Below are 26,953 nucleotides of genomic sequence, written 5' to 3'. Positions count from 1 at the left end.
TTTCCACAAGTCAACCTTTGAGCATGCAATAGGGTTGCACATAGAAAAAGGGCCGGTGTTGAACCGGCCCTTTTTCTTTAGGCATGGGCACCATGCAGCACAGAGTGGTTTAGGTGTAATCTGTGTCCCCATGTTTTCCCTGAATCAGCTTGCCTGCTGAAAGAGACATCATGAGCATGGCAATGTTTTCGTGCATCAGAATGGTGTGCCGATTGCCTGTGTTGACCATTGCTTTGCGCAGTGCCTCACGCACTGCACCCACACCCGTGACATCAATCACGATATCAACCTCTGTACCCAAAGCAAGCAGCTCCATAAAGTCGGTGGTAACACGCACTCCATGTGCTTGTGCCAAGGCTATGCCGGGTTGCTGAGGGTTCAGATCAGCCACCCCCAGCACTTTGACAAAACTTGCACTCAGCAATTGTTGAAGTAATGGGGTGCCAGTTTCACCAGCGCCAATCACCACCACACGAAAATCAGCCATACCATCGCTCCTTTGTTATCCAGTGAGAGATCCATTGTTAGATCCAAGTTTCCATTCCTTCGTCGGCATGGGTCAATGCAATCATGCGGAACTCATCACCCAGCGCAATAAAGGCATCTACAACAACCGGGTCAAAATGGCTACCACTGCCTTCGACAATGATTTCTGTAGCCTTTGTGTGTGAATAGGCTGGTTTGTATACCCGGCGGCTGATCAGTGCATCATAGACATCGGCCACCGCCATAATACGGCCAGGCAGTGGAATTTCGGAGCCTTTGAGCCCTTGCGGATAGCCTTTGCCGTCCCAGCGTTCGTGGTGTCCCAAAATGATTTGACGGGCACATTGCAAAAATACGCTCTCGCTTTGGGTGCCTTCAGCTACTTCCAAAGCTTTGGCCCCATAGATGACATGCTGCTTCATCTCTTCAAATTCTTCGGGGGTCAGGCGTCCTGGCTTGAGCAAAACCACATCCCGGATTGCGACTTTGCCAATATCGTGCAGTGGTGCGCAGCGGTAGAGCATTTCGACACTGACAGGATCTAACAAATGTTGGTAAGGGCCGTGGTGGCTGAGATGCTGCGTGAGCGCACGCACATAATTTTGTGTGCGCTTGATATGTCCCCCAGTTTCGTTATCCCGAAACTCCGCCAGATTGGCCAAGGCTTCAATGGTGATTTGCTGTGTCAAGGCCAACTCGGCTGTGCGAGCGCGCACCAGTTCTTCTAGTTGTTGTTCGTAGCGTTTTAGTACCAAGTGGTTGCGCACCCTGGCTTTGACCAGTACGGGTTCAAATGGTTTGCGAATGTAGTCCACAGCACCCAATTCAAGCCCTAGGGTTTCATGCCCCACTTGGTCGAGCGCACTGATAAAGACAACCGGAATATGCGCCGTGGTGGGGTCATGCTTGAGTTGTCGACAGACTTCGTAACCGTCAATGCCGGGCATCATGATGTCCAGCAGAATGATGTCTGGTTGGGGCAGCTTGCGGGCGATCTCCAGCCCTTTTTCTCCAGAGATGGCTGCGTGGATGGTGTAGTCAGTGCGCAACAACTGACGCAATATCTCGATATTTTCGGGGGTATCATCCACTACTAGAACAATTTGCCGTTTCTCTGGCATGAGCGTACGCTCCCTCTCTTTATTGTGACTCCCGGTTGGGCGCAAGGTCGATCATCCATTCATCCAGCGTATCGCAGGCGCCTTGAAAATCGAACACTCTGGCTTTCTTTTCCAGTTCTTTGAAGTGCTGGTCAGACAGGCCATAGCGGGTTTGTAATTCTTCCATCAAATCAAGAGCCTCTGTATTGCCCGAGGACAATAGTTCGCGCAATGGCAAGAGCAAATGGTGCAATTGCTGGCGGTTGATCTGCGGTGTAGCTTCTGCCACTGCTGGTGGCGATGTCAGATCCGTCAGCCCTTCTATCACGGGTGTGAGCTGTGCAACCACTTCCTGCAAGAATTGTTCCACTTGTGTCAGGGGTTGCTGTTCACGGCAGGCCAGTTCCAGTTCTTTGGCTGCTTCAGACAATGCCTGCGCACCCACCGTGGCAGAGACGCTTTTGAGCGTATGCGCCAAGCGGTTGGCGGTGGGCCAGTCTTGGGTTTGCAGGGCGTTGTGAAATTGGGCTGAAAAGTCTTGTTGACCTTGCTGAAAGAGTACCAGCAGTTTTCTGTAGGTGGCACGGTTGCCATTGGACAGCCGCAGTCCAGCCTCCAAGTCGATACCCGTTAGGCGTGTGGGCAAGGCGTCTGTTGGAGGGGCGGTGGTGGGTGGGGGCGCGGCTGGCACTGGCATTGCCGATGGGAGGGGGCTACGCACATGGGGATGAATCCACTTGGCAATGGTGGTGAACATTTGCACCACATCCAGCGGTTTGCCAATTTGGTCATTGAGGCCGGCGGCCATCGCCTTGTCGCGGTCACCGGCCATGACATTGGCTGTCATGGCGATCACTGGCAGATCGGCCCATTCGGAGCGACGGATGGCCTGTGTGGCCGCATAACCATCCATGACTGGCATTTGCAGATCCATCAGCACACCATCAAATGCTTCTTTGGCGAGCCAGTCTAGGGCTTCTTGCCCGTTGTTGGCAATGCGTGTGGTGATCTGGGCTTCGGCCAGCAGGTCTACTGCCAATTCTTGGTTAAGTTCGTTGTCTTCTGCCAGCAGCAGATGGGCACCGTGCAGGCTCTCCATGAGCGCACGCAACTCCTCATTGCGCAACGTGCGGTGGGTGCGCACTGGCACTGCATGGCCATGCACTCGCAGCAGCGTTTCGAGCAAGGTGGAGGGCGTGACGGGCTTGGCCAAGACTTCTTCAATGCCGGTACGGTCGGGCAGGTCTTCTGGATCGCGTGCCGTGACTATCACCATCTTGGGCCATTGTTCTGGTGGCAATTGGTTGCGCAGCAGACGGACGCATTCCAAACCATCCATTTCTGGCATCATCCAATCCATCAACACCACGGCATAGGGTTGCCCCCTTTGTTGGGCTTGCACGATGTGGGTCAGGGCATTGGCACCGCTGTCTGCCACACTGGCCTCAAAATGTAGGGCCGTGACCATGCGGGCGAGGATTTCACGGGCACTTTCGTTGTCGTCTACCACCAGCACCCGTTGGCCTTGCAGTGGTGGTGTCAGTGGCAGCCGCTCGTCGGTGTGCTTGGCACAACCAATGGTGGGCCAAGTGAAATGGAAGGTGCTGCCTTGGCCCAAGGTGCTTTCGACCCAAATCTGTCCTCCCATCATCTCGACCAGATTTTTGGAAATGGCCAGACCCAGCCCAGTCCCGCCATAGCGGCGGGTGGTGGAGCTGTCTGCTTGGGTGAAGTTGTGAAACAGCCGTTCCTGCTGCTCTTGGCTGATACCAATGCCGGTGTCGCGGATCATGAAATGCAACACCAATGTGGTGCGCTCATCGGTGGTTGCGTGGGCTTGGTGCATGATCCGAACGCCTAGCACGATTTCACCATGCTCAGTGAACTTGACCGCGTTGTAACCAATGTTGGTCAGCACTTGGCCCAGACGCAATGGGTCACCTGTCAATTCACGCGGAAGGTGGGGCGGAATGTCGAACAACAGTTCAAGGCCTTTTTCTTCTGCCCGTAGGCCCACCATCCCGGAGAAATCCTCCAGCACGTCTTGCAAGTTAAAACAGACTTGCTCTAGTGTGAGTTTGCGTGCTTCGATCTTAGAGAAATCCAGAATGTCATTGATCAGGCCCAGCAGTGATTGGGCAGAGCGGTGTACCTTGACCAGGTAATTGCGCTGGCGGTCAGAGAGTTGGGTCTCTAGGGCCAGATGCACCATGCCCGTGATGACGTTCAGTGGAGTGCGGATCTCGTGGCTCATGTTGGCCAGAAAGTCTGATTTGGCACGGTTGGCCGCTTCGGCTTCGCTTTGTGCCTGCTGTAATTGTTGTTCGCTGCGCTTGCGGCTGGTGATGTCGAGCATTGCCCCCAGCATGCGCAATGGTTTGCCCTCGGCATCACACAGCACCTGGGCTACCTGTTGCACATGGCGCTCTTCGCCGGTGACGGCACGCAAGATGCGGTACTCAATTTGCCATGCAGCTCCCGGTGTTTCTTGGGCCGAGAGCAGTGCTTGCTCTACCATCGTCCGGTCTTGGGGATGCACTGCTTGTAAAAACTGGGCGGGAGTGCTGGCAACTTTTGCGGGGGTGTAACCCAAAATCCGGTAGAGCTCATCAGACCAGCGTTGGGTGCCATCGTGCAAGTCCCATACCCAGCTGCCCAAATGCGTCATTTCTTGGGCGCTTTCCAACATGATGCGGCTCTCTACCAGTTGGGCGGTAGTGCTGCTCAATTCGGCTGTGCGGCGTTGCACACGTACTTCGAGTTGGTTCTGAATGGCATGCAATTCGGCGGTGCGCTGCGCAAAACCACGGGCCAGCTCCTCCAATTCGTCGTCAGTGCCCAGTGGTGCATCCAGCGGTGTGTTCACATCCTTGCCGGTGATGCGTTGGTACAAAGTGAGTATGGGGGTGGTGATGGAGTTGCCCATCCAGGCAGCCAGTAGCAGGGCTCCAAGCAGCAAAAACACCCCAATCAGCAAAAAGCCCTCTACCACCGCCCAGACGGCTTGGCGGTGTACGGATTCGGGCAAACCAATTTCCAGACGGAGATTGAGTATCTTGAGCAAAGGCGTGGCTGCCGCCTCCGGCCCCAATATTTGATGGATATAGGTCTGGGTGGAGGTGTGGTTATGCACCAGCAATGTCTCTGTGCCCATGAGCAGGTGGTAGCAGGCTTGTGGATAGCCAGGGGATTGGTTCATGGTCAGGGCGGGCAGGTCAAACTCCACCACCACCGCACCTTGGACGGTTTTGTAGAACGTGATCGGCACCATGACCACCAGGCGCTTATTGGAAGGGCGCACAAAGAGCACCCGACGCCCCATGCTCAAGGCATTGCGTAGTTCTGGTGAGGCGTTGTACTCAATGTGTTCGGTGTGCCACTGGTAGACTGGCTGGGCATCAAAATCGACCAACGAAAACGCTACCACTTCTCGGCCTTGGGCAAAATTGCGGGCCAACTGTGGCAGATAGGTCTCGCGGCCTTGTTGATCCATCAGGCCATTGACCACCAACGGATTGTCGGCCAACCGTTCGGTGTTCTCTACCAGAGCGGTGATGCGGGCCTCCAGCAATACCAGCGAAGAGCGTGCCATGTCGCGCAAGCTATTTTGCATCTGGCGTCCGAGCTGTGCATCCATCATCAGGGCCACTGCTACGGTCAGGAGCAGCATGGTGGCAGACACCAACGCACAGACTTGCAAAATCACCCGCCGTTTGAGACTGCGGCGCATACCGAGCAGCCGCTCTACCCCAGCATTTTGGGTGTTGTGGGGTGCTTTCATGGCGACACCATCAGAATGGCCCCGTCTTCTGCAAAACGGGCCATGTGGTAGTTTTCTGCATCCAGCGCATCATGGCGTGTTGTGCTGAAGGCGGGGGCATAGCGGCGCACGGCCCCCTCCATGGGGGGCAATTTCTCGAGCGCCTGGCGCACTGCCAGCCGGTCGGTGCTGCCTGCCTGAGCAATGGCCCGTGCCAGTAAATGCACCAAATCATAGGTTTGTGCCACTGCCTGTGGGGCTGCGACTTCTCGCAGCGATGCCACTCCATAGCGGTTTTGGTATTTTTCGGCTAACCGTTGGCTTTGTGGACGGGGATTACCGATGAAGGTAAATGTCTGAAAAAACCGCATGTCGATTTTGCTCAGAGCCTCCCGATTGGCTGCCCAGAAATTGCCAGAACTGATGCCCCAATGTGAAATGACTGGCAGTGCAGACGAGCGTTGCGCCAAGGTTTGCACCACCTGTCCCCCTTCGGCCCCAGTCGCCACCAGCACCAATACATCGGCGCCAGACCGCTCGATGCGGCGCAGCACGTCGTTGAAGTCAGTTTGTCCACGGTTGAACGATTCCACCTGTACAAAATCATGGCCAGACTGTTGCAGGTATTCTTGCATCCGCTCTAGGTTAACGCGGCCCCACACCGTGTTTTCTCGCAGGATGGCAGGACGGCGATAACGCTGCTGCAATAAGTGGTTCATGATGAACGGCGCCGCCAGCCGATCGTCGGCAGAGAGCCTGAACACGGGGCCAGGGGGCTGATGGGGTGTGAACAGATCGCCGACCGATGCCCACGCCACCAGCAATGGCAACCCTGTGGTGCTTGCCGGCTCCTTTTCTGCCATAACCACCGCAGACTGCACCCCCCCCAACACAGCCACGACCTCGGGTTGTGCTGCAAAGGCATTGATATTGCTGACCCCCAAACTGGGCAAGCCCTTATGGTCGCGTGCTATCAATTGCAGTGGCCGACCTAGCACCCCACCGGCCGCATTGATTTCGTCAATAGCCAGATGAGCGCCGCGCCGAAAGCCCAGACCGGCTGTGGCTGAATACTGCGACAGGTCGGCATCTAGTCCGATGACAATGCGTTGTGCGGTGCCATACTTGCGGTCGAGCATTTCTTCGGTGCGTGACAGGATGTCTGAGCCGATCACATCTTCAAACAGGGCTGGTATGTTGGCCATAGTGGCCTTGAATTTGGCGCGCTCGGTGGGGCCGAGTTCATGCACTGTCACACCCGCTTGGCGAATGGTTTCTAGCAGGGCGGCCTCTCGGCGGTGGGTTTCTTGCCGCTCCCAGGGGGTCAGTTCTTTGGCGGTATTGACCAATAGCTGCTGCCATTGGGTTGGTAAGTTGTTGAAGCTGCGGGCGCTGATCATCACCACATAGCCCATATAGCCGTGGCTGCTGAGCGTCAGGTGCTTTTGCACCTGATGCAGTCCCATACTGACGATGGCTACCAGAGGGTTTTCTTGTCCATCCACCACCTTATCGGCCAAGGCTTGGCGTGTGGCATGAAAGTCAATTTGGATGGGGTTGGCACCAAGGTTCTTGAATTGCTCCATCAGCAACCGGCTTTTCATGGTGCGCATGTCGAGCCCCTGAAAATCAGTGGGAGCACGCAGGGGTGTGTTGGCCGTGAAATGCTTGAATCCGTTTTCCCAAAATGTCACACCCACCAGATCAATCGACTGTAGGCGCTGCAACAGCATTTGTCCTGGCTCACCATCGAGCATCTCATACAGGTCTTCACGGGTGGGGAAGTAGAACGGAAGGTCGGCATACTGCATGGCCGGAACCGATGTGCTGACTTTGGCTGTAGGGGTCAGAACAATGTCTAATTCGCCAGTGCGGGCCATTTCCAGCATTTGATCGTCGGTACCAAGCTGCTGTGCCGGAAAGACCTCGATTTTGACCTGGTGCTGGCTGCGTTCTGCCACCAATTCTGCCAAGCGCACCGCCGCTTGGTGCAACGCACTGTCTACAGGAATGTTGTGCCCTAACCGTAAGGTGTATGCGGGGCTATTTACTGTTGCGGGTGGTTCTTCAGAAGCTCGGTTTTGTGCCCACCATGCCACCAACCCCAGCAGAAAAAACAGGAAGAAACTGAGGGTGGCTACAAATTTTTTGGGGAACATATTCTGATTCCTTGGGGCATGTGCGGATATAACCACGCGCCACGGCACCAATATAAGCCATTCCCTTGTCTGTTGATGCTACAAGGCTCAACCTGGCCTGCGCTGTGCCGATAATGGAAAACATGTTCCAGAAAGTGTCCCCCATGCTGCTACGCCTTCCTGCCCTTTTTGCATTGCTGTTACTGACTGGCTGCGAGATTCCGGGCTTGGGGCCCAGCCCTGCTGTCCTGAAAAGTGAAGCCGAAGCCAAGGCCATAGGCAGTGCCTGTCGCCATGCCCTGCGTGGTCTGGAAGACTGTTACACCCTTAATCCCAAGTCGCCTAAGGCAGCGGTCTTTGCTGGTTGGAAAGACATGGATGCTTATATGCGCGACAACAAGATAGAGGGCACGCCTTCTGTGCTGGGCAAAGCAGAAAAGCCCGCCAAGCCACCCACAGAGACCATCATTGAGACAGCCCCGCGTGGTGGTGCCGAACGGCGCAGTTGAGTGGCGCGTTATGTGGTGTGGACGCGTTCAAACACGGCCATGCTTTCTACGTGGGCGGTGTGTGGGAACATATTGACCATCCCTGCCGCTACGCAACGATAACCGGCTTGGTGTACCAGCAAGCCCGCGTCGCGGGCCAAAGTGGCCGGATTGCAGCTCACATAAACGATTCGTTGTGGGGGATGCCAGTGTTGTGCTTCTGCGGGCAGGGGGCTGGCACCTTCGGCACCGAGCCGGGCTTGCTCAATGTCGGCCAAGGCTTTGGACAGCGCAAAGGCCCCTTCGCGTGGGGGGTCGATCAGCCATTTTTCTGCCACTCCGTCGGCTACCAGCATCTCTGGGGTCATCTCGAACAGGTTGCGTGCCACAAAGCCAGTAGGAGCCAGCGCCTGTCCAGTGGGTGCATGGCTTTGGTTGAGGGCGTAGTTGGAGCGGGAGCGGGCTACCAGGGCTTCGCTGCCCTCAATGCCCAGCACTTCACGCGCTTGGGTGGCCAGTGGCAGGGTAAAGTTGCCCAAGCCGCAAAACCAGTCAATCACCCGCTCGTGCTTTTGCACATCAAGCAAGCGCAACGCGCGCGATACCAGCACCCGGTTGATATGGGGGTTCACTTGCGTGAAGTCGGTAGGCTTGAAGGGCATGGTGATGCCAAACTCGGGCAGCGCGTACGAGAGTTCTGGGCCTCGCTCATCGAGCAAATGCACGGTGTCTGGCCCTTTGGGTTGTAGCCACCATTGCACGCGGTGCTCTGCGGCAAAGGCACGCAGCTTGTCTGTATCGCTGGCCGATAACGGTTCCAAATGGCGCAGCACCAAGGCGGTGACCTGATCACCACAGGCCAGCTCGATTTGTGGGCAGGTGTCGCGCGCCTCCATGGAGGCAATCAAGGCCCGCATGGGCATGAGCATGGCACTGACATGCGGCGGCAGGATGGGGCACACTTCCATGTCAGCCACATAGCGGCTCTTGCGCTCGTGAAAACCAACCAGTACGGTACCTTTCTTGAGTACATGCCGTACCGATAAGCGGGCACGGTAGCGGTAGCCCCAAGCTGGGCCTTCTATGGGGCGCAGCAAAGTCTCGGGCTTGACCTTGCCCAAATGCCAGAGGTTGTCTTCGAGTACCCGCTGTTTGACGGCCACTTGGGCACCGGCGTGTAAGTGCTGCATTTTGCAGCCGCCACAGGCTCCCGAGTGCAGGCCAAAATGTGGGCAACCAGGGCGTACACGCTGTGATGATTCTTTGTGAATCGCCGTAAGGCTGGCTTGTTCCCAGTTGTTCTTCTTACGATGGGTATTGGCCGTGACCCACTCAGAGGGCAAGGCACCATCAATAAAGATCACTTTGCCATCGGGCTTGCGGGCCACGCCTTGGGCGTCCAGATCCATGGAATGCACCTCCAGCCAATCGGCGGGGTACGCGGGTGGGGTTTCGTTCAAATCGCTCATGGTCTGAATTGTCTCAGGCCCACCAGTGCAGACAAAGGCCAGACGGTAGAAAATCCCCGGTCTATGACGTCGCACATGCCTGTAATTGTCCCTGAGTCGGCGCAGCCCGATCCTCTCGCCAACCGCCCTGCCCCACGCAATGTGGCAGATTTGTTTTGGTCTTTTACTTGGCTGGCCTTGCAGGGGTTTGGTGGTGTGGTGGCGGTGGTGCAGCGGGAATTGGTAGAAAAAAGGCGCTGGCTGACCCGAGAGGAGTTTGTCGAGGAGTGGGCTGTGGCTCAGGTCATGCCTGGCCCCAATGTGGTCAATTTGTCCATCATGATTGGGGATCGTTATTTTGGCTTGCGTGGTGCGGTGGCGGCTTTGCTGGGGATGCTGGCGCTGCCCTTGGTCTTGGTGTTGCTGGCCGCTTTGGCCTATGCACATTGGGCCACGCACCCTGCTGTGGCGGGTGCCTTGCGTGGTATGGGGGCGGTGGCAGCGGGCATGATCGGTGGTATGGGGTTGAAGCTCATGCCTGCTTTGCGCCAACACCCTTTGGGGCCAGTGTTCAGTGGCCTGATTGCGCTGACTGCCTTTGTGTTGGTGGCATGGTGGCGTATTCCTTTGCCGTGGGTGTTGCTGGTGTTGGGGTTGGTGGCTTGTGGTCTGACTTGGCGCAAGGTGGCCCCATGATCGTGTTGAATTTGCAGGTGTCAGATTGGCTGGGGTTGTTGCTGTATTTTTTGTCGATGTCTCTGTTGGCGGTGGGGGGGGCCATTTCTTTGGCCCCAGATATGCACCGTTTTTTGGTGGATCAACAAGGGTGGCTGACCGATTTGCAATTCAATGCCAGTATTGCCATTGCACAGGCGGCCCCTGGGCCTAATTTGTTGTTTATTGCTCTGCTGGGTTGGAATGTGGGCCTGAACGCTGCTGGCGCTGGCACTGGTAGTGCGGGCTGGGCACTGGGCTTACTGGGGGCTGGGTTGACCATGCTGGGTATTTTGCTCCCCAGTGCGACCTTGACTTGGTTGGCTACCCGTTGGGCACAGCGTAACCGCCAGCGGCGCAGCGTGCGTGCCTTCAAACAAGGCATGGCCCCTATCGTGATTGGTTTTATGATGGCCACGGCCTGGGTATTGGGCAGAGGCCAGGGGCAAGTCCAAGCCGACGCAGGTTTATGGATGCTCGGTTTGGTCTGTGCCCTGCTGGTGTGGCGCACCCGCCTGCATTTGCTCTGGCTGTTGGGTGCTGGGGCGCTCTTGGGGGCGTTGGGTTGGGTATAAAAATCAGCCGCCGCGCTGGCGCAGGGCTTCGTACAGACAAATACCGCTGGCTACCGACACGTTCAGGCTTTCTACCGCCCCTTTCATTGGAATGCTGACCAGTGCATCGCAGGTTTTGCGCGTTAGTTGGCGAATACCATCGCCTTCGGCACCCAACACCAATGCCACCGGGCCTTTCAAATCGGCTTGGTAGATGCTTTGTGGGGCATCACCACTGGTGCCAATAATCCAGATATTGCGCTCTTTGAGTTCATTGAGCGTGCGTGCTAAATTGGTCACCATGAAGTAGGGCACGGTTTCGGCAGCACCACTGGCTACTTTGGCGACAGTGGCATTGATGCCCGAGGCGTGGTCTTTGGGTGCAATGACGGCATGGGCCCCCGCGCCGTCGGCCACACGCAAACAAGCACCCAAATTGTGCGGATCGGTCACGCCATCGAGCACCAGCAGCAAGGGCGAGGCGATGCCGCTTTCTTCCAGATTCTCGAGCAGCTCGTCCAACGAAGTAATTTGGGCTACCGGCTCTACCCGTGCCGCCACCCCTTGGTGGCCGTGGCTGCCCGCCAACTTGGCAATGCGTACGCTGTCAGCTTCAATCAATCGGGCACCAGCTTCACGGGCACGGTCCAGAAACTGGCGCATCCGTGCATCGCGCCGTGTGGCCTCGTAGTAGATTTCGATAATGGATTGTGGTGCGGTTTTCAGGCGCACGCCCACGGCATGAAAGCCAAACAGAACTTTGGGGGAAGACATAGGCACAGATTATCCCGCGCTCAGCTAACCACTGGGTTTTTTGCCCCGTCAGTGCCTGATGGCCTCCTTGTTTTTGGGCGTAGTAAAGAACTAACCTATTTCTTTGATTTGTCCCGCATCCATCGTGATGCCTATTTCTTTGATTTGTCCCGCATCCATCGTGATGCAGCGTTCGCATCGGGCTGCCAGCGCCCGATCGTGGGTAACCAGCACCAGTGTGGTGCCTTGCTCGCGGTTCAAGTCCAGCATCAATTGCATGATGGTCTCTCCAGTGGCAAAGTCCAGGCTGCCTGTAGGCTCGTCGGCCAGCAACACGGCGGGCTGCACCACAAAAGCCCGTGCCAGCGCCACGCGTTGCTGTTCGCCACCACTGAGCACTTTGGGGTAATGTTGTAAGCGTTGGCCCAAGCCTACATGGTGCAGCATCTGCGCAGCGCGTTGGCGTGCATCACGTTGCCCAGCCAACTCCAGCGGTAGCATCACGTTTTCTAACGCGGTCAGGTTGCCCATCAGCTGGAAGCTCTGGAAAACGAAACCCATTTTTTGCGCTCGCAGCGCAGCACGGTCATCCTCATTCAAGGCAAAAATATCTTGGCCTTCCAACAGCACTGTGCCCGTGCTGGGCGTGTCTAAGCCCGCCAGAATAGACAGCAGAGTGCTTTTCCCGGAGCCAGAAGCGCCGACAATGGCCACGGTCTCTTTGGCGACCAGTTGAAAATCGATATCCCGCAAAATCTGCAAGCTGCCGCTGGCGTCCATCACCGATTTGGTGACATGCTGCACGGCGATGAGGGGAGGCGCAGAGGGAATGGCAGAGTCGGACATGGAAGGGCTTATCACAGTGAATCAGAAAGTGTATCGGCGCCACTTTATCCGGGCCCATATGGCCGTGATGCTGGGCGGGCTGTTTGGGATGGTGCAAGCACAAGCCAAACCAGCAACTATCTTGGTATTGGGGGACTCTTTAAGTGCCGAATATGGGCTGCCCAGGGGTATGGGCTGGGTGGCTTTGTTGGAGCGGCGACTGCAGTCTGAAAAGCTACCCTTCACGGTGGTCAATGCCAGTATCAGTGGCGATACAACTGCCGGTGGCCGTTCCCGTTTGTCGGCGCTGTTGGCGCAGCACCAGCCAGCGGTGGTGGTGATTGAACTGGGGGGCAACGACGCCTTGCGTGGCTTGCCTTTGTCAAGCACCCGAGAGCATTTGCAGGCCATGACACACGCTGCCCGTGCTACGGGCGCCAAGGTCTTGCTGGCGGGGATGCAGGTGCCACCCAACTATGGCCGCGATTATGCGCAACAGTTTGCAGCGATGTTTGCCACCGTGGCACAAGAAAATCAGGCTGCATTGGTGCCTTTTCTACTCCAAGGCATTGCCGATGGCACCGATCCGCTGGCCCTGTTCCAGTCTGACCGAATCCATCCCCGTGCAGAGGCACATCCCCGCATTCTGGACAACGTCTGGCCCACATTGCGCAAGCTGTTGCGTTAAGACAGGGCCCAAAAGCCACCAATTAGCTGGGTTGTTGTGTGCTGTTGTCGGCAACGGACGCCGCACTGCCCAACGCAACCTCTGTGGCGTTGTCTGGGGCCACGTAAGTGTCGCTGTGGCGCACGACCGTGCCATTGGCCTTGGCCCGCAGCTTGTCCTCTTTTTTCTTTTTCTTGGCCAGTTCGCGCTGGCGTTTTTCGTATCCGTAGTTGGGGGTTGCCAAGGTGGTGGTGCTTTCTATAAAGTGAAAATTTGAAAGCCCACTGTAACAGTTCCACCTCAGGCTGGTATGGCATAGAGTGTTACAGCGGCACAAAAGCCTGCTCTAGCGCCTGTGCCAAGTCTTGCTGCAAGTCTTGCACGCTTTCTAGGCCAATAGAAAAGCGCACCAATTTGCCGTGGCGTAGATGTGGCGTTGGCAAACTACGCATGGCCTGTAGCGCATAAGGCATGACCAAGCTGATGGGCCCACCCCAGCTATAACCAATTTTGAACAGGCGCAGGCTATCGCAAAAGGTATCGACCTGTTGTTGGCTGTAGCGCCCATCCACAATAATGCTGAACAAACCGGCTGCTGCACCATCGCCATGATGGGCTTGGCCGCACATTCTCTGCCAGTGATCATGGCCTGGAGCGCCGGGTAAAGCCGGGTGCAGCACTTGTACCACGGCAGGTTGTTGTTGCAGCCAGCGCGCCAAGTGGCGGGCTGCCAAGTCGTGGGCACGGTAGCGCAGGGCCATACTGGGCAAAGAGCGCAACAGCATTTCTGCATCGTTGCCGCCAATGCCCAAACCCAAGTGCATGTGCAGCAGTTTGATTTTCAGGTGCAGTGCCGGATCGCGGGTGATGATGCTGCCCATTAGCACATCACCGCCCCCACTGGGGTATTTGGTCAGGGCATGGGCCGAAATGTCGACCGCTAGTTGGCCATCCCCTTCAAGGTCGAATGGGGCAAAAGCCAGCCCAGCCCCCCAAGTATTGTCTAGTGCGGTGGTAATGCCCTGCGCTTGGCAGATGCGCAACAGTGCGGGCAGGTCTGGAAACTCCATCGTTACTGAACCAGGCGCTTCCAGCCAGACCAATTGGGTGGCAGGTGTGATTTTGGCTGCCAAATCGGCAGGATTTAAGGGGTCGTACAGTGCGTGTTTAATCCCCAATGGGGCCAGTGTGGCCGCTGCCATTGAGGCATTGGGGCCGTAGGCGTTGTCCGGAATCAACACCTGCTGGCCGCTGCGCAACAGAGCCAGCGACACCGTGGCAATGGCCGCCAATCCACTGGGCACCAGCACGCATTGCAATCCGCCTTCGAGCGTACACAACCGCTCCTCCAGCGTAAAGGTGGTGGGAGTGCCATGCAGGCCGTAGGTGTAACTGCTCTTGTCTTTCCACTCACGGGTGCGCATAGCGGCCACATTGGGAAAAATGACCGTAGACGCTTTGTGTACGGCAGGTGCGGGCGCCATGAAGCCATCGGGAGGGGTGTAGTCGTGGTGGATAAGGCGGGTGGACAGGTGGGGGGCGGTGTCTTGCATGATGGGGTTGATGGTATATCGCCATAGTTACCCTGCAAATTGCCTCTGAATGTATCCACATGCGGATGGATGCCGTTTTTTCTGTATATAATTCGGGTCTTTCCTCAATAGCTCAGTCGGTAGAGCGCCGGACTGTTAATCCGTAGGTCCCTGGTTCGAGCCCAGGTTGAGGAGCCAAAATTTTATTGCCCTGCACAGCGCGGGGTTTGTTTACCGATCATTCCTCAATAGCTCAGTCGGTAGAGCGCCGGACTGTTAATCCGTAGGTCCCTGGTTCGAGCCCAGGTTGAGGAGCCAAAATTTTATTGCCCTGCACAGCGCGGGGTTTGTTTACCGATCATTCCTCAATAGCTCAGTCGGTAGAGCGCCGGACTGTTAATCCGTAGGTCCCTGGTTCGAGCCCAGGTTGAGGAGCCAAACAAAAAAGCCCACCGCCTTGGTGGGCTTTTTTTTGCCTTGCTGTATAAAAATACCTAAGTCTGTCTGTGGCTTGGGTCAGCAGTCCCTGTAAAGTGGTTACAATCCCGGCTGCGGAAGGTTGGCAGAGTGGTCGATTGCACCGGTCTTGTTCAATCGAGCGCCAATGTGGAAACGCATTGGCTGTAAGGAGTCAAATTCGGAGAAGCCCCTGGCCTAGGTCGAGGTAACGCCGAGCGAAGCTGCTGCTTTTATTCAAAGCAGCAGAACGTGTAGAGACTTGACGGCTCCCACCTAACAGCCTTTGATAGGCCACGGTGAAGGCAAAGTCCAGACCCCAAACAAGGCATGTTCAGCATGTTCTTGGTGGTGAAAACCATAGCAGGTAAGGAAAACCGGCAGGGCTTTGCGGCCCTCCAGGGTTCGAATCCCTGACCTTCCGCCAATTTTCATGTCCATAGTGGCTGCTTTCAGAGCAAACTGTTCTTTTTCGGACAGGCCGGCAGCCAAATTTCCGGCGCGGACTCTCCAGAGTCACCCGCAGCCGGTAGAATCGCTTTTTTAACAGCGAACCGTTCCTCCATGTCTGCCTGGGTCTTGCCGGATTACATTGCCGATGTTTTGCCTTGTGAGGCCCGGCATATCGAGGAGCTTCGTCGTGGCTTGCTAGATACTGCGCACAGCTACGGTTATGAATTGGTCATGCCCCCCTTGTTGGAGCACCTAGAGTCTTTGCTCACAGGTACGGGCGAGGCACTGGATCTACAAACTTACAAGCTGGTAGACCAAATTTCTGGGCGCATGATGGGATTGCGGGCCGACACCACGCAGCAAGTGGCCCGTATGGATGCCCATTTGCTCAATCGTCCGGGTGTGACGCGCTTGTGCTATTGCGGCTCGGTGCTGCACACTTGGCCAGACCGTCCCCATGCCACCCGCGAACCATTGCAGTTTGGTGCCGAGATTTATGGTCATGCTGGTTTGCAGGCTGATCTGGAAGCGGTAGAGCTGGCGCTTAGTTGTTTGCAAGTGGCGGGTATTGATCAGGTCAGTGTCGACTTGGCAGATGTTCGCATTGTGCGTAGTTTGCTGGCGGGGGTGCCTGCCGATGCGGTGGTGTTGCGCCAAGTCCACGCTGCTCTGGCGGCCAAAGATGCCAGTGAGCTGCGCGCGTTGACCCAAGGCTTTCCTGCAGCCTCTCGCGATGGCTTACAGGTATTGTTGCAGTTGTATGGTGACAGTTCTGTGCTGGATGTGGCAGAAAAAGCCTTCCGTAACATTCCTGGCGTGCAAGAACCCTTGGCCCATCTGCGTGCAGTGATGGCCCATATCGGCACCGATCGGGTGACGTTTGATTTGGCAGACCTGCGCGGTTATGCCTATTACAGCGGTGTCCGCTTCTCTATGTATGCCCAAGGGGCCAGTGATGCACTGGTGCGTGGGGGGCGCTATGACGAGGTGGGTGCGGTATTTGGCCGCAACCGACCCGCCGCAGGCTTTAGCCTAGATATTAAGCAACTGGTGCAGGCTCTGCCAGAGTCTGCAACGCAGGGGGCCATTTGTGCTCCTTGGAGCAGTGACCCCCAGGTCAGCAGTGTGGTGGCCGACTTGCGCCGCCAGGGCGAAATCGTCGTTTGCGTCCTTCCGGGGCAAACGTATGAGGCGGATGCGTTCCGCTGTGACCGCGAACTGGTGTGCGTTGAAGGCCGCTGGATCGTGCAAGCCATTGAGTGAATTTGACAATTGATCGGGTTTGAGATGAAAACTACCAAAGGTCGTAATGTGGTCGTGGTCGGCACCCAATGGGGTGACGAGGGTAAAGGCAAACTGGTTGATTGGTTGACCGAAAGTGCCCAAGGCGTCGTGCGTTTTCAAGGTGGGCACAATGCAGGCCATACCCTGGTGATCAACGGCATTAAAACGGCATTGCACTTGATCCCTAGCGGCATCATGCGTCCCGGCGTTAAGTGCTATATCGGCAACGGCGTGGTGCTGTCTGCAGCCAAGCTGTTTGATGAAATCGCGGGTTTGGAAAAAGCTGGTGTAGAAGTGCGCTCACGCCTGCGTGTGAGCGAGGCTTGCCCGCTGATTTTGCCTTTCCATGTCGCACTCGATGTGGCTCGTGAAGCAGCCCGCGAGCAAGGCGGCACCGAGAAAATTGGCACCACCGGACGTGGTATTGGCCCGGCCTACGAAGACAAAATTGCCCGCCGCGCCTTGCGTGTGCAAGACCTTAAATACCCCGAGCGTTTTGCCAGCAAACTGCGGGAGTTGCTCAGTTTGCACAACCATGTGTTGCGCACCTTCTTGGGCTCAGAAAAGTTCGATTTTGGCCCCGGCTTGGCACCTTATATGCAAGATGGCCAAGTGCAATTTGAGGCAGTTTATGCTGAGGCCATGCACCACGCCGAACTGCTCAAGCCCATGATGGCGGATGTGTCGCGTGAACTCAACGATGCCCATGCCCAAGGCAGCAATTTGCTGTTTGAAGGCGCCCAAGGCACATTGTTGGACGTCGATCATGGCACTTACCCCTACGTGACCTCCAGCAACTGTGTCGCGGGCAATGCCGCCGCCGGTGCTGGCGTGGGGCCAGGGCTGTTGCACTATATCTTGGGCATCACCAAAGCCTATTGCACCCGTGTGGGTGGTGGCCCTTTCCCTACCGAGTTGGAATGGGAAAAGCCTGGTACCCCCGGCTACCACATGAGCACCGTGGGAGCCGAAAAAGGCGTGACCACAGGCCGCAGCCGCCGCTGTGGCTGGTTTGATGCAGCCTTGCTCAAGCGCAGTGCGCAAGTCAATGGATTGACTGGCCTGTGCATCACCAAGCTGGATGTGCTCGATGGCCTGACCGAGTTGCAACTGTGCGTGGGCTATCAACTCGATGGCGAACGTATTGATTTGCTGCCCATGGGTGCCGATGACATTGCCCGTTGCGAGCCCATTTACGAAATCCTGCCCGGCTGGAGTGAAACCACCGTAGGTGTGACGCAATACGATGCGCTGCCCGAGAATGCACGCCGTTATCTGCAACGCATTGAGGATGTGACTGGGGTGCCTATTGCCGTGATCTCTACCAGTCCAGACCGGGATCACACTATTTTGCTGCGCCATCCCTATTTGGCCGACTGAATGACCCAGCATTGCCAGCACCGAGCTGGCGGCGGGTGCCAATCAAACTTGAAGGAGGCGTCATGTTGACGGAAGATGGCAAGCATCTCTATGTGAGTTACGATGAGTACCACAACCTCATTGAGAAACTGGCACTTAAGGTACATCAGTCGGGATGGCAGTTTGACACCATCTTGTGTTTAGCCCGTGGCGGATTGCGTCCGGGCGATATGCTGAGTCGTATCTTTAATAAGCCGCTGGCGATCATGTCCACCAGTTCTTACCGTGCCGAGGCTGGCACGGTACAGGGCTATCTCGACATTGCACGTTTTATTACGACACCCCAAGGTGAAATTGCGGGCCGGGTCTTGCTGGTGGATGACTTGGCGGACTCGGGCAAAACGCTGAATGCAGTGATTCAAATGCTGCGCAGTAACTACCCACCCATCACCGACTTGCGCAGTGCTGTGATCTGGACTAAGGGTGTTTCTACCTTTACCCCAGATTATTCGGTGGAGTTTTTGCCCAGTAACCCTTGGATTCACCAGCCATTTGAGGTGTACGACAGTATGCCGCCACAAAAATTGTTGGAGAAATGGCGTCTGTAGCAGGCAAACGCCAGACCCAAGAGAATCAGGCCTGATGGAGCTTGTGGAGCAGTTGCTCAACCAGTTCCAGTGCGCTTTTAAAATTCAGCCGCTCCATTGCCGTGGCGAGTGCCGGCAGTTCCTCCATTTCTAGCCCCGCCGCTTTTTGTTGTAGCTCCTCATGCAGTTTGCGGGCGCGTAGTTGGCGTTTGCCCAAGGGCTCGCGCAGTGCCAGCAGCAGTGTGCGCAGGTCTTGGGTATCCACAGCGTTGTGTTGCGTCACGATAGGGGGCGTGGTGGTGCTAGGGTGTAGTTGGTCGGCCAACCCTTCTAGCGTGGCCAGTTCGGCCTGCAACGGTGCCTCTAATAGTGCCAGAAGGGGTTGAATTTCTGAGGTGCTGGGGCAGTCTTGCAGTGCTGCTTCGGCTTGGGCTACCTGATCCGCCAGCGTTTGTGCTCCCAGGGTTGCCAACAGCCCTTTCAGGGTGTGCAGGGTGCGTAGTGCGGCCTCACGATCACCGCTGTGCCAGCATTGGGCGGTACGGTGGAGAGCATCGCTTTGTTCTTGTGCACAATGGCGAGCCATCTTGGCATAGAGTGTGCGGTTGTTACCTACCCGCGCCAGCGCCTGAGCCAGATGGATGTTGGGTGGGCAGGGTGGTAGATTGCCAGCTGGTTCTGTGCTCAGTGCGGTGCTGGTGGTTTGGTCGGCATCCAAGCCACAATGGTGGCGCAAGGTGGCAATCAGGTGCTGGATGTCAAATGGCTTGCCGATATGGTCATTCATACCACAGGCCAGACAGGCATCGCGGTCACTGGCCATCGCATTGGCGGTCATTGCGATGATGGGCAGTGTCAGTTGCAGATCTTGGCGCAGAACGCGGGTGGTTTGGTAGCCATCCAAGCCTGGCATGTGAATGTCCATCAGGATGATGTCGCAGGCATCGGTTTGCCCTTGCAACAAGTCAATGGCAGCTTGGCCGTGGTTTGCCACCCGCACCTGTGCTCCAGCATGCAACAGCAATTCACGGGCGACCTGTTGGTTTAAGGGGTTGTCTTCTACCAACAAGATGCGCAAGTTTTTCAGTGGTTGATCATTGCCAGCAGTATCTGCTGGTGCCAGTGTGCGGGCAGAGCGGCCACTGGTGGCCTCTATCGCGGCATCGAACAAGGCAGATGGCGTAAATGGTTTGACTACATAGCCATCCAGCAGCTCCACTTGGGTGTTTTGGCGTTGTTCCAGCCACTCGCGGCTGTGGGCGCTGACCATCAGTACCTTGGCTGCATTGCCTACGGTGTCGATGGAGCGCAGTTGCTCTAGTGTAGACCAGCCATCCATGCCGGGCATCATCCAGTCCAACAAGACCAAGTCAAACGGGTCTGTCTGGGCCGCATGGGCGCGTTCAAGAGCTTGGCTGCCGCTGGCAACCGCTTCTGCCCGCCAGCCAAAAGATTGGGTTAGGCTCAATAGCACTTCGCGGGTTGTAGGGTGGTCGTCTACGATCAGTACGTGCAGGCCCGAAGTCCGTGCTGGTGGGTTGTCTTGCTGACGTATCTTGGCTTCCATCGCTTCGGTGGTGGCATCGCGTGAAAAATCGATACAAAAGCCAAAACAGCTGCCTTGGCCCAGAGTGCTTTGTACGGTCAGTCGTCCCCCCATCGCTTCTACCAGCGATTGGCAGATGGCTAAGCCTAAACCTGTGCCGCCGTAGCGGCGGCTGGTGGAGTTTTCAGCCTGGGTGAAGCTTTCGAAGATGGCCTGTTGACGCTCTGGTGCAATACCGATACCCGTATCGCGCACGGCAAATGCAATGCGGGCATGGTCTGCATCGGCAGCCAGTACCCGAAGTTGGAGCACGATTTCGCCTTGCTCCGTAAACTTGATGGCATTGCTGCTCAGGTTCAGCAGAATCTGTTGCAGTCGTGGCCCATCGCCACGCAACACGGTGGGCAGGTGCTGATCGATATCGAACACCATTTCAATGTTTTTTTGCTGCAAAGCAGCCGAGACAATGACTGAAAGGTTGCGCAGCACCTCGTCAATGCGGAAGGGTGCTTGTTCCAATACCAGCTTGCCTGCTTCGACTTTGGAGTAGTCCAGGATATCGTTGATGATACCCAGCAGCGAGCGGGCCGCTTCTTGGGCTTTTTGGGTGTAGTCGCGCTGACTGGCATCTAGCGGAGTGCGCAGAAGCAATTGCAACATACCCAACACGGCATTCATGGGGGTACGAATCTCGTGGCTCATATTGGCCACAAAGCTACTCTTGGCTTGGCTCGCAGCTTCGGCAGCTTCTTTGGCTTGGCGTAGGTTGGCTTCGTATTGCTTTTGCTCCGTGTGGTCAATAAAAGTGACCAGAAGGTTGTCACCAAACACAATGCCACCCACCTGTACGGTGCGTTCTTCACCGTGGGCGGTGTGGAATACAAATTCCTGCGGTGCAATCTCACTGCCTTCGCGCATGGCTTCTTGGACGGCAGCAGACCAAGCTTGATGGGCTTGGGCGCGGTACTGGGCATCGGGGTGTACCAGTGTGCGCAGGGCTTGTAAGGTGGGGGTTTCGGTGTCGTTGTAACCGAACAGCTCAGTAAAACGGCGATTGCGGAAGTAGATTTGGTCTTGGGCGTTGATTTGGCATAGTCCAACCGGCATATCGTGCATCAGGTGGCGCAGCAGGCGCTCAGCGCCTTGTAGCGCCACCCGTTTGGCTTTGGCCTCGGTGATATCGTGGATATATCCGTGCCACAGTATGCAGCCGTCATTGCAAAGTTGTGGCGTGGCCTGACCACTGACCCAGCGTTCGCCCAGTGTGGGATGCAAAGTGCGGTATTCGTCATGCCAAGGCGTGAGGTGCTGCCCAGATTGTTGAATGTTGGCTAGCACCCGTGCATGGTCGTCGGGATGGATGTGGTCAAACACCTTGCGGGCATCTTCCAGTACGCTCTCTGGTGGTATGCCATAAATGCCAACGATGCCTGCACTGGCATACGGAAAGCTGCTACTGCCATCTGCGCAGAGGTGATATTGGTAGAGAAAACCAGGCACGTTCTCGGCCAGCCGTTGCAGCCGTTCTTGTTGCTCGCGTTGTTCAGTGACATCGGTGCACGAGCCCACTGCACGCACAGGCTTGTTGGCTGCGTTGCGCTCAATGACACAGCCACGATCAAAAATCCATTTGTAGCTGCCATCCTTGCAGCGTAAACGGTGTGTGCTCTCGTAAAACGGGGTGTGTCCGTCTAAGTGTTGTTGCAGGTTGGCATAGACTTTATCCCTATCCTCAGGGTGCAGGCGCGAATCCCATTCACTCAATTGGTTGCCAACTTCATGGGCGGCATAACCGAGCATGGTCTTCCAGACGGTGGACAGAAAAACCTGGTTGGTTTGTGTGTTCCAGTCCCATACTCCCTGATTGGTGGCATTGAGCACGGCTTGCCAGCGCATTTCTAGGGAGGCGGTTTGTGCGTCCAGTTCGGCTTGGGCAGCCAAGCTGGCCGCCCAAGCCCGCCGTTGCCGGATTTGCAACAGCCATAAACCCGAAATGCTCGTCAGTGCCAACAGCCCAAACAGCATCAGCATGGAGGTGGCACGGGACTCCCAACCTGCATACAGTGCACTCAGGTCACGCCCCACGGCCACGACCAGTGGATGGTTCATGTGCAGTGGTGTTGGCTGTATGGTGTGCATCGCCAGCATCCGCAGCTCTCCGGTGGCATAGACTTGGCCTGTCAGCACGTTGCTGGGTTGGCCACTGCTCAGGTGGCGCGAGAAAAAAGAGCCAGGTTGGGCCAAATTCTTGCCCGCTTGATCAGGGTGTTCGGGCACCATCATGAATTGAACACCGCTGCCGTGGGCCAGTGCCGACCACATATCGGGGGCATAGAGCACCGAGTCGAGCAGCACCCGGAATTCTTCTGGATCTAGGGTGGCACTCACAAGGCCCTGAAATTCACCTTGAGGGCCGGGTACCATGCGCACCAAGTTGATGGCCCAAACCCCTAGGCTGGTGGTGAAAGGGGGGCTGACATAGAGGGTGTTGAGGTCTGGATTTTGGCGTACTGCCTGAAAATATGGACGCTGGCTAAAGTTTTGGCCCAAGACTTCTGGGCGGTTGGAGGCCTCGACCACGCCCTGTGCGTTCATGAGCAGCATGGTACGCACCCCCGTCATGGCATCGTTCAGAGAGCGCAGACGACGGTTGGCCTCAGCCAGACCTTCCGGAGAGGAGCGCCATGTTACGGCATCATCGCGCGCACCCAACAGGGCCAGGTTGATGGCTTCTAGCTGGCGCTCCATGTTTTGATGCACCACACGGGCTTGGGTACTCAGGCGCTCGTGCTCGCGGATGGCAATGTCGTTGCGCTCGTTCCAGAGTGACCAGCCAATGAAGCCCCCCAAGAGCAGCAAGCCCGCCACGAGAAACAACCATTCCTTGATGAACTGATTTTTGGTGGGTGGCACGGATGCTGCGATCATGGTAATGAGGGCGTTTGCAGGAGAAAGTCTGGCGGCGTGGGCAGGGCACCTGTGGCCCTGCCGCCTAACCACAGGGGCTTTTAGGCCAGTTAGGCCAGTTCTGCACTGTCGCGGCTGATACCGGCAGTTTGGCTAAAGCCACCATCAACGTAGGTGATTTCTGCGGTAACGCCACCGGCCAAGTCCGACAGCAGAAAGGCTGCGACATTGCCTACATCTTCGATAGTGATATTGCGTCGCAGTGGTGAGGCATTGGCTACAGTGCCCAATAGCTTGCCAAAATCCTTGATGCCGCTTGCCGCCAATGTCTTGATGGGGCCAGCACTGATACCATTAACCCGCATGCCTCGTGGCCCCAACGATTCAGCCAAGAAGCGCACGCTGGCCTCCAAGCTGGCTTTGGCTAGCCCCATGGTGTTGTAGTTGGGAATGGCGCGCAGTGCCCCCAAGTAGGACAGTGTCAGCAGCGCAGACTTGTCATTCAGGTAAGGCAGGGCCGCTTTGGCCATGGCTGGAAAGCTATAGGCACTGATGTCGTGGGCAATGCGAAAATTTTCGCGGTTGAGACCATCCAAAAAGTCTCCGGCAATAGCCTCGCGTGGGGCAAAGCCAATGCTGTGGACAAAACCGTCAAACTTACCCCAGGCAGCACCCAGGTCAGCAAAAAGTTGGTCGATTTGTGCGTCATCGGCCACATCGCAATCCAAGACGAGGTTAGACCCAAATTCGGCGGCAAACTCCGTAATCCGGCCTTTGAAGCGTTCACCTACATAGCTAAAGGCCAGTTCGGCACCTTGAGCATGGCAAGCCTTGGCAATGCCATAGGCAATGGAGCGGTTGGACAATACGCCAGTGATGAGCAGCTTTTTACCCGTCAAAAAACCCATGATGGTTCTCCTGTGAAAAGAAGGAAGTGAGTGTTGGAGGAAAGTAGAAGAAGGCCGCAGCCAAGGTGTGCGGGCCATGCAGTAAAAGGGCGCGCAAAAGCAACCCTGACAACGTGGTGCAGAATTGTCTCATGCGCTGTTTGTTTCTTTCTCTGCTCTGTGTGACCTTCCCCGCTTGGTCGGCGCATGGTTATGCGCTCTGGGGCAGTCCCCAATACCCAGCGGGTTTTAGCCACTTTAACTATGTGAATCCACAAGCGCCCAAAGGCGGCGAGTTGCGCTTGGTGAGTAATTCACGGGCATCCACATTTGACAAATACAACCCTTTTACCATCAAGGGCAGTGCGCCAGCCTATTTGTCACAGTTGTTGTTTGACTCTTTGCTGGCTGGTTCACTCGATGAAACTGCGACTGCCTATGGTCTGCTGGCCGAAGATGTGCATGTGGCTCCTGATGGCCTGAGTGCTACTTTTCGTTTGCGGTCCGAAGCGCGGTTTCACCACGGCAAGCCGGTGCTGGCGCTGGATGTGAAGCACAGCTTTGATACCCTTACTGGCCCACACACCTCGCCCGCTTACAAAACCATGCTGATGGACGTGTTGGGGGTAGATGTGTTGGACGAGCGCACAGTGCGTTATCGCTTCAAAAAGCCCAACCGAGAGTTGCCCTTGACGGTAGGCGGACTGCCGGTGTTTAGCCGTGATTGGGGGCTCGACAATGGCAAGCCCACACCGTTTGACCAAGTCGTGACGCAAGAGCCGCTGGGCAGTGGCCCGTACAAAATTGGCCCAGTGCGCTTTGGCAAAGACATCACCTACGTGCGCGATCCCCACTATTGGGCCAAAGATTTGAACGTGCGCCGGGGCACTGCCAACTTTGACCGTATTACCGTCAAAATCTACAAAGACGCTACCGCACGGCTAGAAGCATTGAAGGCGGGCGAGTTCGACTTGATGCGCTTTTTCAGTGCCGGAGATTGGGCCCGGCGCGTCAATGGCAAACGCTTTGCAACCGGAGAACTGGTGAAGGGCGAGTTTCGCCACCAGCTGCCCTCGGGTTTTCAGAGTTATGTGCTCAATACGCGCCGTCCGTTGTTGCAAGATGTCCGCGTGCGTGAGGCACTGGGGCTGGCGGTCGATTTCGAGTGGATGAACCGGCAGATGTTTTATAGCTCCTATGCCCGTGTCAATGGCTTGTTTGGCAATACCGCTTGCGCTACCGAGGGTCAGCCCTCAGTGGCCGAGCTGGCCTTGATGGCACCTTGGCGTGCGCAGTTGCCTGCCGCTGCTTTTGGCCCGATGACACTGCCACCGCGCACCGACGCACCACAGTCTTTGCGTGGTAACTTGCGTCGTGCCCAACAACTGCTCCAAGATGCAGGATGGCAAGTGCGCGATGGCGCCTTGCGCAACGCCCAAGGGCAGGCACTGGTGCTCGAATACATGGACAGTAACGAAGGGGGAATGCGCACAGTAGCGCCGTGGATGCGCAATTTAGAAAAATTGGGGATTACGCTGCGTTTTCGCTCAGTAGATTTTGCGCTGTACCAACAGCGGTTGCAAAAATTTGACTTTGACATCACCAGCATTGCCTATGGGGGCACGCACAATCCAGGTCAGGAATTTGCCGATCTGTTTGGCAGTCAAGCCGCTGACACCGAGGATTCGGGCAACTTTGCTGGCATCAAGAACCCAGCGGTAGATGCTTTTATTGCCGCCATGACAGCGGCCAAAACCGAAGCTGAATTGTTGCCTGCCTGCCATGCACTAGAGCGGGCTATTGCCCACAGCCATGTTCTGATTCCGCAGTGGACGGCCCCCACCCACCGCATGGCCTACAACGCTTGGCGGCTGGATCGCCCTGCCACCGTGCCTCCCTACACCAGTGGCGAGGGGTGGGTGATGGACACTTGGTGGGCCAAACCTGCGCCCACACAGAAGAGGCCTTAAACCGTGTTTGCCTATATCCTGAAACGTATTTTGCTGATGCTGCCCACCTTGTTGGGTGTGCTGCTGCTTACTTTTGTGGTGCTGCAATTTGTGCCGGGTGGCCCGGTGGAGCAGTATTTGGCCGAGGCAAAAGCTGGAGCCAGTGGTGGTGGCGCTGAAGGTGGGGGCTTATCGTACCGGGGGGCGCAGGGCGTTGATCCCAAGCGTTTAGAGCAAATCAAGGCACTGTATGGGTTTGACAAACCAGCACATGAACGATTTGTGCAAATGCTGGGCCAGTTTGCACGCTTTGATTTAGGACGCAGCTTCTTTCAAAATAAAGAGGTTTGGCAGTTAATTCTAGAAAAGTTGCCTGTTTCTATCAGTTTGGGGTTGTGGACTTTTTTTATCAGCTATCTGGTGGCCGTGCCATTGGGTGTTGCCAAGGCTGTGCGAGCCGGTTCGCGTTTCGATTTTGTCACCAGTTTGTTGATTTTGATTGGCTATGCCATTCCGGGTTTTGTGCTTGGGGTGGCACTGTTGGTGGTTTTTGGTGGGCAGTTACAATGGTTCCCGCTGCGTGGGCTCACCTCTGCCCACTGGGAAGAATTGTCTTGGGGGGCGCGTATCGTTGATTATATTTGGCATATTACTTTGCCTATTACTGCAATGGTGCTAGGAAGTTTTGCTGTCACAGCCATGCTAACCAAAAATGCTTTCTTGGAAGAAATTCGAAAGCAGTATGTGCTTACGGCACGCGCCAAAGGGTTATCAGAACGACAAGTATTGTATAAACATGTCTTTCGCAATGCATTGATTCCGATTGTGACTGGGTTTCCAGCAGCATTTATTGGGGCTTTTTTTACCGGATCTTTGTTGATAGAAACACTGTTCTCACTCGACGGATTAGGATTGTTAAGTTTTGAAAGTGTCATCCGACGTGATTATCCAGTGGTGCTTGGAACTTTATATCTGTTCACGCTGATTGGATTGGTAACCAAGTTGATCAGTGATCTCTGTTATGTTTGGGTAGATCCGCGTGTCAAGTTTGATTAATTCT

Annotated in this window: 20 protein-coding genes and 3 tRNA genes; 12 read left to right on the top strand and 11 right to left on the bottom strand. The window is 56.1% G+C overall.

The window, feature by feature from the left end:
- Positions 1-109: 109 nt before the first annotated feature.
- From ACYVB2_RS06985 to ACYVB2_RS06970, 4 genes are read right to left on the bottom strand one after another with little or no spacing between them, the layout of a single operon-like run.
- Positions 110-487 carry a Gfo/Idh/MocA family oxidoreductase gene (locus ACYVB2_RS06985; RefSeq protein WP_382430151.1) on the bottom strand — a complete coding sequence of 126 codons (378 nt, stop codon included), beginning with the start codon at positions 485-487 and terminating at the stop codon, positions 110-112.
- A 37-nt stretch (positions 488-524) separates the two neighbouring features.
- The gene (locus ACYVB2_RS06980; RefSeq protein ID WP_382430153.1) at positions 525-1,607 is read right to left on the bottom strand and encodes a response regulator; all 1,083 of its coding nucleotides are present in this window, start codon (positions 1,605-1,607) and stop codon (positions 525-527) included.
- Positions 1,608-1,626: 19 nt separating this feature from the next.
- Positions 1,627-5,367, bottom strand: a complete 3,741-nt coding sequence (locus tag ACYVB2_RS06975) for a hybrid sensor histidine kinase/response regulator (protein WP_382430155.1) — start codon at positions 5,365-5,367, stop codon at positions 1,627-1,629.
- Positions 5,364-7,505, bottom strand: coding sequence for a DctP family TRAP transporter solute-binding subunit (locus ACYVB2_RS06970; protein ID WP_382430157.1), 2,142 nt, complete (start codon positions 7,503-7,505; stop codon positions 5,364-5,366). Before ACYVB2_RS06970 ends, ACYVB2_RS06975 begins: the two co-directional genes overlap by 4 nt.
- Positions 7,506-7,627: 122 nt before the next feature.
- Here ACYVB2_RS06970 and ACYVB2_RS06965 point away from each other — a divergent pair, with 122 nt between their 5' ends.
- Positions 7,628-7,993 carry a hypothetical protein gene (locus ACYVB2_RS06965; RefSeq protein ID WP_382430159.1) on the top strand — a complete coding sequence of 122 codons (366 nt, stop codon included), beginning with the start codon at positions 7,628-7,630 and terminating at the stop codon, positions 7,991-7,993.
- A gap of 8 nt (positions 7,994-8,001) precedes the next feature.
- Here ACYVB2_RS06965 and rlmD read toward each other — a convergent pair whose 3' ends face one another.
- Positions 8,002-9,441 carry a 23S rRNA (uracil(1939)-C(5))-methyltransferase RlmD gene (gene rlmD / locus ACYVB2_RS06960; protein WP_382430161.1) on the bottom strand — a complete coding sequence of 480 codons (1,440 nt, stop codon included), beginning with the start codon at positions 9,439-9,441 and terminating at the stop codon, positions 8,002-8,004.
- A 75-nt stretch (positions 9,442-9,516) separates the two neighbouring features.
- Here rlmD and ACYVB2_RS06955 point away from each other — a divergent pair, with 75 nt between their 5' ends.
- Positions 9,517-10,116 (top strand): chromate transporter, encoded by a 600-nt coding sequence (locus ACYVB2_RS06955; protein WP_382430163.1) that lies wholly within the window; start codon positions 9,517-9,519, stop codon positions 10,114-10,116.
- Entirely contained in the window at positions 10,113-10,709 is a 597-nt protein-coding gene (locus ACYVB2_RS06950; RefSeq protein ID WP_382430165.1) for a chromate transporter, read from the top strand. The genes ACYVB2_RS06955 and ACYVB2_RS06950 overlap by 4 nt, the downstream gene beginning before the upstream one ends.
- A 3-nt stretch (positions 10,710-10,712) precedes the next feature.
- Here the strand turns inward: ACYVB2_RS06950 and rlmB are convergent, their stop codons facing one another.
- Both rlmB and ACYVB2_RS06940 read right to left on the bottom strand, forming a co-directional pair.
- Positions 10,713-11,462: a 23S rRNA (guanosine(2251)-2'-O)-methyltransferase RlmB gene (rlmB, locus tag ACYVB2_RS06945; protein ID WP_382430167.1), complete on the bottom strand. Its 750-nt coding sequence runs from the start codon at positions 11,460-11,462 to the stop codon at positions 10,713-10,715.
- 90 nt (positions 11,463-11,552) lie between these two features.
- Positions 11,553-12,287: an ABC transporter ATP-binding protein gene (locus tag ACYVB2_RS06940; protein WP_382430169.1), complete on the bottom strand. Its 735-nt coding sequence runs from the start codon at positions 12,285-12,287 to the stop codon at positions 11,553-11,555.
- Between the two features lie 58 nt (positions 12,288-12,345).
- Here ACYVB2_RS06940 and ACYVB2_RS06935 point away from each other — a divergent pair, with 58 nt between their 5' ends.
- Entirely contained in the window at positions 12,346-12,954 is a 609-nt protein-coding gene (locus ACYVB2_RS06935) for an arylesterase (protein ID WP_382430508.1), read from the top strand.
- A gap of 22 nt (positions 12,955-12,976) precedes the next feature.
- On the opposite strand, the gene ACYVB2_RS06930 is transcribed toward ACYVB2_RS06935, so the two are convergent.
- A complete protein-coding gene (locus ACYVB2_RS06930) occupies positions 12,977-13,177 on the bottom strand; it encodes a hypothetical protein (RefSeq protein ID WP_382430171.1) in 201 nt (66 codons plus the stop codon).
- A 79-nt stretch (positions 13,178-13,256) separates the two neighbouring features.
- The gene (locus ACYVB2_RS06925) at positions 13,257-14,486 is read right to left on the bottom strand and encodes a PLP-dependent transferase (RefSeq protein ID WP_382430173.1); all 1,230 of its coding nucleotides are present in this window, start codon (positions 14,484-14,486) and stop codon (positions 13,257-13,259) included.
- Between the two features lie 101 nt (positions 14,487-14,587).
- On the opposite strand from ACYVB2_RS06925, the gene ACYVB2_RS06920 reads away from it, so the two are divergent.
- From ACYVB2_RS06920 to ACYVB2_RS06895, 6 genes are all read left to right on the top strand, one after another.
- Positions 14,588-14,663 (top strand) — tRNA-Asn (locus tag ACYVB2_RS06920).
- 44 nt (positions 14,664-14,707) lie between these two features.
- A tRNA-Asn gene (locus ACYVB2_RS06915) sits at positions 14,708-14,783 on the top strand.
- Between the two features lie 44 nt (positions 14,784-14,827).
- Positions 14,828-14,903, top strand: a tRNA-Asn gene (locus ACYVB2_RS06910).
- A gap of 582 nt (positions 14,904-15,485) precedes the next feature.
- Positions 15,486-16,637, top strand: a complete 1,152-nt coding sequence (locus ACYVB2_RS06905) for an ATP phosphoribosyltransferase regulatory subunit (RefSeq protein WP_382430175.1) — start codon at positions 15,486-15,488, stop codon at positions 16,635-16,637.
- 24 nt (positions 16,638-16,661) lie between these two features.
- The gene (locus ACYVB2_RS06900; RefSeq protein ID WP_382430177.1) at positions 16,662-18,038 is read left to right on the top strand and encodes an adenylosuccinate synthase; all 1,377 of its coding nucleotides are present in this window, start codon (positions 16,662-16,664) and stop codon (positions 18,036-18,038) included.
- Positions 18,039-18,100: 62 nt separating this feature from the next.
- The gene (locus ACYVB2_RS06895) at positions 18,101-18,625 is read left to right on the top strand and encodes a phosphoribosyltransferase (protein ID WP_382430179.1); all 525 of its coding nucleotides are present in this window, start codon (positions 18,101-18,103) and stop codon (positions 18,623-18,625) included.
- 25 nt (positions 18,626-18,650) lie between these two features.
- Here ACYVB2_RS06895 and ACYVB2_RS06890 read toward each other — a convergent pair whose 3' ends face one another.
- On the bottom strand, positions 18,651-23,078 hold the full coding sequence (locus tag ACYVB2_RS06890; protein WP_382430181.1) for a response regulator: 4,428 nt from the start codon (positions 23,076-23,078) through the stop codon (positions 18,651-18,653).
- Positions 23,079-23,167: 89 nt separating this feature from the next.
- Positions 23,168-23,965, bottom strand: a complete 798-nt coding sequence (gene fabI, locus ACYVB2_RS06885; RefSeq protein ID WP_382430183.1) for an enoyl-ACP reductase FabI — start codon at positions 23,963-23,965, stop codon at positions 23,168-23,170.
- 131 nt (positions 23,966-24,096) lie between these two features.
- Here fabI and ACYVB2_RS06880 point away from each other — a divergent pair, with 131 nt between their 5' ends.
- Positions 24,097-25,914, top strand: a complete 1,818-nt coding sequence (locus tag ACYVB2_RS06880; protein ID WP_382430185.1) for an extracellular solute-binding protein — start codon at positions 24,097-24,099, stop codon at positions 25,912-25,914.
- 3 nt (positions 25,915-25,917) lie between these two features.
- Positions 25,918-26,949 (top strand): microcin C ABC transporter permease YejB, encoded by a 1,032-nt coding sequence (locus ACYVB2_RS06875; protein WP_382430187.1) that lies wholly within the window; start codon positions 25,918-25,920, stop codon positions 26,947-26,949.
- Positions 26,950-26,953 lie beyond the last annotated feature (4 nt).

This window comes from Giesbergeria giesbergeri, assembly GCF_054779375.1.
This window is presented reverse-complemented; position numbering and strand designations above follow the sequence as displayed.